This window comes from Pseudomonas sp. DP-17 (genome assembly GCF_022380625.1).
Lineage (GTDB): Bacteria > Pseudomonadota > Gammaproteobacteria > Pseudomonadales > Pseudomonadaceae > Pseudomonas > Pseudomonas nitroreducens_A.
In genome coordinates, this window is sequence record NZ_JAKSXG010000020.1 from 78,751 (window position 1) to 86,623 (window position 7,873).

Annotated in this window: 6 protein-coding genes, 1 tRNA gene and 1 pseudogene; 7 read left to right on the forward strand and 1 reads right to left on the reverse strand. The window is 59.9% G+C overall.

The genetic code is table 11. From position 1 onward, the window contains the following. Nucleotides 1-19 precede the first annotated feature (19 nt). The 7 genes and pseudogenes from rplT to MJ122_RS29125 form a co-directional block, all read left to right on the forward strand. Nucleotides 20-376, forward strand: a complete 357-nt coding sequence (gene rplT, locus MJ122_RS29095) for a 50S ribosomal protein L20 (protein WP_045217787.1) — start codon at nt 20-22, stop codon at nt 374-376. 97 nt (nt 377-473) lie between these two features. Then, nucleotides 474-1,490 carry a phenylalanine--tRNA ligase subunit alpha gene (gene pheS / locus MJ122_RS29100; protein ID WP_017516492.1) on the forward strand — a complete coding sequence of 339 codons (1,017 nt, stop codon included), beginning with the start codon at nt 474-476 and terminating at the stop codon, nt 1,488-1,490. Nucleotides 1,491-1,524: 34 nt separating this feature from the next. Continuing rightward, the gene (pheT, locus tag MJ122_RS29105) at nt 1,525-3,903 is read left to right on the forward strand and encodes a phenylalanine--tRNA ligase subunit beta (protein ID WP_239747090.1); all 2,379 of its coding nucleotides are present in this window, start codon (nt 1,525-1,527) and stop codon (nt 3,901-3,903) included. Nucleotides 3,904-3,906: 3 nt separating this feature from the next. Further along, on the forward strand, nt 3,907-4,209 hold the full coding sequence (ihfA, locus tag MJ122_RS29110) for an integration host factor subunit alpha (RefSeq protein WP_003090661.1): 303 nt from the start codon (nt 3,907-3,909) through the stop codon (nt 4,207-4,209). Continuing rightward, a complete protein-coding gene (locus MJ122_RS29115; protein WP_015476661.1) occupies nt 4,190-4,546 on the forward strand; it encodes a MerR family transcriptional regulator in 357 nt (118 codons plus the stop codon). Before ihfA ends, MJ122_RS29115 begins: the two co-directional genes overlap by 20 nt. A gap of 85 nt (nt 4,547-4,631) precedes the next feature. Further along, nucleotides 4,632-4,708: transfer RNA gene (locus MJ122_RS29120), tRNA-Pro, on the forward strand. Between the two features lie 145 nt (nt 4,709-4,853). Next, a pseudogene (locus MJ122_RS29125) lies at nt 4,854-6,278 on the forward strand (restriction endonuclease); the annotation flags it as partial. A 134-nt stretch (nt 6,279-6,412) separates the two neighbouring features. Here the strand turns inward: MJ122_RS29125 and MJ122_RS29130 are convergent. Further along, nucleotides 6,413-6,907, reverse strand: a complete 495-nt coding sequence (locus MJ122_RS29130) for a BRO family protein (RefSeq protein WP_239747091.1) — start codon at nt 6,905-6,907, stop codon at nt 6,413-6,415. Between the last annotated feature and the right edge of the window lie 966 nt (nt 6,908-7,873).

The window sequence follows — 7,873 nt, forward strand, 5'->3', positions numbered from 1 at the left end:
TCTGGTAGAGGATAAATAAATGGCTCGTGTTAAGCGTGGCGTGATTGCCCGTCGTCGTCACAAAAAGATTCTGAAGCTCGCAAAAGGCTACTACGGCGCGCGTTCGCGCGTATTCCGTGTTGCCAAGCAGGCGGTAATCAAGGCAGGCCAATACGCCTACCGTGACCGTCGTCAGCGCAAGCGTCAGTTCCGCGCTCTGTGGATCGCCCGTATCAACGCTGGTGCTCGTCTGAACGGTCTGTCCTACAGCCGTCTGATCGCTGGCCTGAAAAAAGCGGCCATCGAGATCGACCGTAAGGTCCTGGCCGATCTGGCTGTGAACGAAAAAGCGGCGTTTACCGCAATTGTCGAGAAAGCGAAAGCCAGCCTGGCTTAAGCCCCGCGACAGTTACCGGATCTTGGTCCGGACGTAACGTCACCGATAGGGGAAGAGCCTTACCGCTCTTCCCCTATTTTGTATCTGGAGTTGGTACATGGAAAACCTGGACGCGCTGGTCTCGCAGGCCCTGGACGCCGTGCGGAACACCGAAGACGTCAACGCCCTGGAGCAGATCCGGGTTCATTACCTCGGCAAGAAAGGCGAGCTGACCCAGGTCATGAAGACCCTGGGCGACCTGCCGGCCGAAGAGCGCCCCAAGGTCGGTGCGCTGATCAACGTCGCCAAGGAAAAGGTTCAGGATGTGCTGAACGCCCGCAAGGCCGAGCTGGAGGGTGCCGCCCTCGCCGCCAAGCTGGCTGCCGAGCGCATCGATGTGACCCTGCCGGGCCGTGGCCAGTCCTCCGGCGGCCTGCATCCGGTCACCCGCACCAAGGAACGCATCGAGCAGTGCTTCACCCGCATCGGCTATGAAGTGGCCGAGGGGCCGGAAGTCGAAGACGACTACCACAACTTCGAAGCGCTCAATATTCCGGGTCACCACCCGGCTCGTGCCATGCACGACACCTTCTATTTCAATGCGAACATGCTGCTGCGCACCCATACCTCGCCGGTACAGGTCCGCACCATGGAAAGCCAGAAGCCGCCGATTCGCATTGTCTGCCCGGGCCGCGTGTACCGCTGCGACTCCGACCTGACCCACTCGCCCATGTTCCACCAGGTCGAAGGTCTGCTGGTCGATGAAGACGTCAGCTTCGCCGACCTCAAGGGCACCATCGAAGAATTCCTCCGCGCCTTCTTCGAGAAGGAATTCTCCGTCCGCTTCCGTCCGTCCTTCTTCCCCTTCACCGAGCCTTCGGCGGAAGTCGACATCCAGTGCGTGCTCTGCAGTGGCAAGGGTTGCCGCGTCTGCAAGCAGACCGGCTGGCTGGAAGTCATGGGCTGCGGCATGGTCCACCCCGACGTGCTGCGCATGTCCGGTATCGACCCCGAGAAGTACCAGGGCTTCGCCTTCGGCATGGGTATCGAGCGTCTGGCCATGCTGCGCTACGGCGTGAACGACTTGCGCCTGTTCTTCGACAACGATCTGCGGTTCCTCGGCCAGTTCCGCTAGCCCGCACGACCGTCAACGCATTTAGGAGAGCAGGATGAAATTCAGTGAACAGTGGCTGCGGAGCTGGGTAAATCCGCAGGTATCCCGAGACGAGCTGGTGGCTCGTCTGTCCATGGCGGGCCTTGAGGTCGACGCCGTGATCCCGGTCGCCGGCCAGTTCAGCGGCGTCGTCGTGGGCGAAGTGCTGTCGACCGAGCAGCACCCGGACGCCGACAAGCTGCGCGTCTGCCAGGTCAGCAATGGTTCGGAGACCTTCCAGGTCGTCTGCGGCGCGCCCAACGTGCGCCCGGGTCTGAAGATCCCCTTCGCCATGATTGGCGCCGAACTGCCGGGCGACTTCAAGATCAAGAAAGCCAAGCTGCGCGGCGTTGAATCCAACGGCATGCTCTGCTCGGCCAAAGAGCTGGAAATCAGCGAGGAAAACGCCGGCCTGATGGAACTTGCCGCGGACGCGCCGGTGGGTGCCAATATCCGCGACTACCTCGAACTGGATGACGCCTCCATCGAGATCGGCCTGACCCCTAACCGTGGTGACTGCCTGTCCCTGACCGGCCTCGCTCGCGAAGTCGGCGCGCTGTACAGCGCCGAGGTCAAACCGGTGGTGGTCAACGCCGTTGCCCCGCAGATCGACGAAGTGCGCAGCGTTGAGCTGCTGGCGCCCAAGTCCTGCCCGCGTTACCTCGGTCGAGTCGTTCGTAACGTCGACCTGAGCAAGCCGACTCCCCTGTGGATGGTCGAGCGCCTGCGCCGTTCCGACATCCGCAGCATCGACGCTGCCGTCGACATCACCAACTATGTGATGATCGAACTCGGCCAGCCGATGCACGCCTTCGACCTCGACGAGATCAAGGGCGGCGTGCGCGTGCGCATGGCGGAGGAGGGCGAGAAGCTCGTCCTGCTCGACGGTCAGGAAGTCACCCTGCGTGCCGACACCCTGGTGATCGCCGACCACGAACGCGCCCTGGCCATCGCCGGCGTGATGGGTGGCGAGCACAGTGGCGTCAGCGCCAAGACCCGCGACCTGTTCCTCGAAAGCGCCTTCTTCGACAACATCGCTGTTGCCGGTAAGGCTCGTTCCTATGGCCTGCATACCGATGCCTCGCACCGCTTCGAGCGTGGCGTGGACTCGCAGCTGGCTCGCCGTGCCATGGAGCGCGCCACCGAACTGCTGCTGCAGATCGTCGGCGGCGAAGCCGGGCCGATCGTGGAAGCCGTCAGCGAAGCCGACCTGCCCAAGGTTGCGCCGGTCACCCTGCGCGCCGAGCGCGTCACCCAGATGCTGGGCATGACGCTGGAAAACGCCGAGATCGAGCGTCTGCTCACCGCCCTGGAGTTCGATGTCCAGAAAGCCGGTGCCGACGCCTGGACCGTTGGCGTGCCGAGCCATCGCTTCGACGTTTCCATCGAAGTCGACCTGATCGAAGAGCTGGGCCGTCTGTACGGCTACAACCGTCTCCCGGTTCGCTATCCGCAGGCCCGCCTGGCACCGAACACAAAGTCCGAGTCCCAGGCCGAACTGCCGGCGCTGCGTCGTCTGCTGGTCGCCCGCGACTACCAGGAAGCCATCACCTACAGCTTCATCGATCCCAAGCTGTTCCAGCTGTTCCATCCCGGTGTCGAGCCGCTGATGCTGGCCAATCCGATCTCCGCCGACATGGCTGCCATGCGCGCCTCGCTCTGGCCGGGTCTGGTGAAGTCCCTGCAGCACAACCTCAACCGCCAGCAGACCCGCGTGCGCCTGTTCGAAAGTGGCCTGCGCTTCGTCGGTCAGTTGGAAGGGCTGGTGCAGGAAAACATGCTCGCAGGCGTCGTCTGCGGCGCCCGTCAGCCGGAAGGCTGGGCCAATGGTCGCGAAAACGTCGATTTCTTCGACGTGAAAGCCGACGTCGAAGCGCTGCTGGGTAACGCCGGCGCCATCGATGCCTTCACCTTTTCCCCGGCGGAGCACCTGGCGCTGCACCCGGGCCAGACTGCCAAGATCGAACGCGACGGCGTGCTGGTGGGCTACCTGGGTGCCCTGCACCCGGAACTGGCCAAGGCGCTGGACCTGGATCGCCCGGTCTATGTCTTCGAGCTGGTACTGGCCGAAGTGGCCAAGGGTCGCCTGCCGAAATTCAGCGAACTGTCGCGCTTCCCCGAAGTACGTCGTGACCTGGCGCTGATCGTCGATCTGGATACTCCGGCCGAGTTCGTGCTGGCCAATATCCGTGAAACGGCGGGCGAATGGCTGACGGATCTCAGGTTGTTTGACGTCTACCACGGTAAAGGCATTGATCCGCTTAGAAAAAGCTTGGCGGTTGGCTTGACCTGGCAGCATCCATCACGCACTCTTAACGATGACGAGGTGAACGCGACTACGCAGAATATCGTCGCCTCGCTGGAACAAAGGTTCAACGCCACGTTAAGGAAGTAGCGTATGGGGGCTCTGACGAAAGCTGAAATTGCTGAACGTCTGTACGAAGAGCTGGGCCTGAATAAGCGGGAAGCCAAGGAACTGGTGGAACTCTTCTTCGAAGAGATCCGCCAGGCGCTGGAGCATAACGAACAGGTGAAGTTGTCGGGTTTCGGCAACTTCGACCTGCGCGACAAGCGCCAGCGTCCCGGACGCAACCCGAAGACGGGAGAGGAAATCCCGATCACAGCCCGGCGCGTCGTCACCTTTCGTCCAGGGCAGAAACTGAAGGCCAGGGTTGAGGCTTATGCTGGAACCAAGTCATAACGACGAGCTGCCCCCCATTCCGGGCAAGCGCTACTTCACCATCGGTGAAGTGAGCGATCTTTGCGCGGTGAAGCCGCACGTGCTGCGGTACTGGGAACAGGAGTTCCCGCAACTCAACCCGGTCAAGCGAAGGGGCAATCGGCGCTACTACCAGCGCCAGGATGTGCTCATGATTCGCCAGATCCGCGCGCTGCTCTACGACCAGGGCTTCACCATCGGCGGCGCTCGCCAGCGCCTCACCGGCGACGAAGCACGCGAGGACGCCACCCAGTACAAGCAACTGATCCGGCAGATGATTGCCGAATTGGAAGACGTACTGCATGTGCTGCGCAAGTAACTGAAAAAAATGAAAAAAGCACTTCTCCAAAGCAAATGCTTGGGGTATAGTGCGATCCGCTTCTGAGGGAACTCAAAAGCAACGTCGGGGCGTAGCGCAGCCTGGTAGCGCACTTGCATGGGGTGCAAGGGGTCGAGTGTTCGAATCACTCCGTCCCGACCAAATTCAGAAAAACCCAACCACTTCGGTGGTTGGGTTTTTTTATGCCTAGGATTTTTGTGTCTGAGCTGAAGGCACCAAAGCGTGTCTTCGTTCTTTTTGTGGTGAAGGCTCAATCTGGGCTCATGTTTGAGTCGCAACGCCTATGCCTGAAGGGGATGAGGTCAGTGCCGAAGATATACAAAATGCTGCGGTAGCCGCTCGGCCGCCCAATGAACGCATCAGCTACTACGCCTTCACTGCCACACCCAAGGCCAAAACCCTGGAGCTGTTCGGCCGCCCGGCCAATCCTGCGCTGCCGGCGAGCGCCGACAACAAGCCCGAGGCCTTTCACCTGTACTCCATGCGCCAGGCCATCGAGGAAGGTTTTATCCTCGATGTACTGAAGAACTACACCACCTACGGCACCGCCTGGAAGATCGCCCACTCGGATGGCGACGATGATGAAGTGGACTCGAAGAAGGCGCGCATGAAACTGGCGCGCTGGGTGCGCCTGCATCCGTACAACATCAGCCAGAAGGTGGAGGTGATAGTCGAACACTTTCGCGCCAATATCCGCCACCTACTTGGCGGTCAGGCTAAGGCCATGGTGGTCACCAGCAGCCGCCAGGAGGCGGTGCGCTACCAGTTGGCGGTACAGGCCTATGTGAAGCAGATGGGCTACAGCGATGTGCATCCGCTGGTGGCCTTCTCCGGCAGCGTGCTACCGGACGGGGTGATCCCTGAAGAGGTGACGGAAAGCAGCAGCCTGCTCAACCCCGGCCTGAACGGGCGTGACCTGGCGGAAGCCTTCGACACCCAGGACTTCAACGTGATGATCGCCGCCAACAAGTACCAGACCGGCTTCGATCAGCCCAAGCTGTGCGCCATGTACGTGGACAAGAAGCTGCAGGGCGTGGACTGCGTGCAAAGACGTGGACGTGGGCGAACTGCAACTGACCCACTACCGCCTGACCAAGCGCGCCGAGCATCAGCTGCGCTTGAGTGAAGAGAAAGGCGAATATGGCCTTGACCCGGCTCGCGGGCTGGGCAGCGGCAAGGCCCATGACCCGGAGAAGAAGCGGCTATCGGAAATTATCGAGGCGCTGAACGATATCTTCGGTGCTGAAGTGAGCGATGACGACCAATTGCAGTTTCTCACCGGCATCGCCAATCGCATCAGTCGCCAGGAGGATGTGATGGCCCAGGTCAACAGCCACTCGGTTGAACAAGTAATGCATGGCCTGTTCCCCAAACGGGTGACGATGGCATCGACGGCATTATCAAGGAGGACAAGCTCGGCCTCGACGTGATCTATCTGCAGGCCAAGCGCTGGAGCAACACTGTGCACCGCCCGGAGATCGACAAGTTCATCGGCGCATTGACCCGACAGCGGGCGCGAAAAGGCGTGTTCATCACCACCTCGGACTTCTCCGCCGGTGCCCGCGAGGCGGCGCTGGGGCTGGATATCAAAGTGGTGCTGATTGACGGCGTTGAACTCGCGCGCCTGATGGTGGAGAACAACCTGGGCGTTAGCGTTAAGCAGGTGTATGAGGTGAAACAGCTCGACAGTGACTACTTCGCGGAGGAGTAACTGGGGCGATGGTCGAGCTCAAATGCTCGGCTGGGTGTGCTCCGTTGTCGAACTATTTATTCCAGCTTTGGAGTTAGAAGGGCCGGTTCAGCAATGAACCGGCCTTTTTGTATTTCTCTTTCTGCAAAGATTACCTATATCGATCGCCAACTCGGCGCGTCCCTCAGCGCCCAATCATCCTGCGCCGCCAGAAATATCGGCAGGTCCCGTCGCGCTATCCAGATTTCGCCTTGCCACTTGATAACGCCGATACGTTGGTTGGCCCAGGTCATGAAGGCACGGTGGGGGTTGGTGTCGGGGATGTGCTGGGTGTCGTGGAGGGTGGGGAGGACTTCGTCGCTGAGCCATTTGGCGATGTTGCGGTGTTCAGGGTGCCAGAAGCGGTAGAGGGCTTTGTAGGCACCGGATTCGCTGATGACTTCCACTTCCTCGCGGAAGCCGCTGAGGTATTCCAGGATGACGGCGCGTTTCTGTTCCGGGTCCATGCGCTGGGGCAGGCGGTAGGGGCGGCGGGTGTTGATCAGAAGGGCGAAGTCGTGGGCGACGAACCAGGGTTGACGGTCAATCAGGACGGCGCGCAGTTGGTGGGTGTGGCGTTGGAAAACGACAGGCTTGTAGGTGTCTTGCATGGTGAAGCTCCATCTACGAGGTTGAGGAGCCGCCACACGTTGTCGCTATTCAAAGGGTGGCGGACCGCGCAGGGTTAGCGAACCGGGAGATGGAACCGGCAGACCCGAGGGTCTCCCCGCGCGATCCGCCATAGAGCCAGTAGTGAATACTACAGGCGTGAAAGGGCCTACAGGAAATAGTCGCTGTTTCCCGCATGCGCCTTCAGCGCAATCGCGCCATCTCTTCAAGTCGCTAAACCTGGCCACGGGATTGACCGTGACGGCCGGAGGATGGAGGAGGGCTTTCCGAGGTCGCAACCTGCAAAGCGCGTAGGAATTTGGGAAGCGTGCCTGAGATGGGCGGTTCGGCAGCGTCTTCTCTAATATGGGACGCGATTCAGTTGCATGGTCGTTACCGATGCGCCAGGGGTGATGCGGCTGCGGGGCGGTCCTCCTTCTATATAGAAGGAGGAGGGGAAGGCCCTTTGTCATCTTTCTGCAAAAAGTCGTTGACGGCCCATTTAAACTCCCTATAATGCGCACCACTCCCAGCGACGAAGCGCTGAAAGAACTTGAAAATCAAGTACTTACAGAAATTCGAAGTTGAGAGTGGTGGTCGGGCAGGTGATTCACTTGCCGCTTTTCTCCAGCTACTTCGGTGGCTCGCTGAAAAGAAGATCGCCGAGGTGCTTGACAGTGAGTTTGATCGCTGTAGAATGCGCCTCCCGCTGATGAGAAGGTTTCCTTCGCTGAAGCGCAAGCGGTTGAGTAGAAAAGAAATTTTCGAAAAATAAAGCTTGACGAAAGATGAGGTTAGCGTAGAATACGCGCCTCGGTTGAGACGAAAGCCTTAACCAACTGCTCTTTAACAAGTTGAATCAAGCAATTCGTGTGGGTGCTTGTGATGTAAGACTGATGATCGACTGATTATCAGCAACGCAAGTAACACTCGTGAATTCGAGAGTTTTAGCTCATTAAATTGAGCAT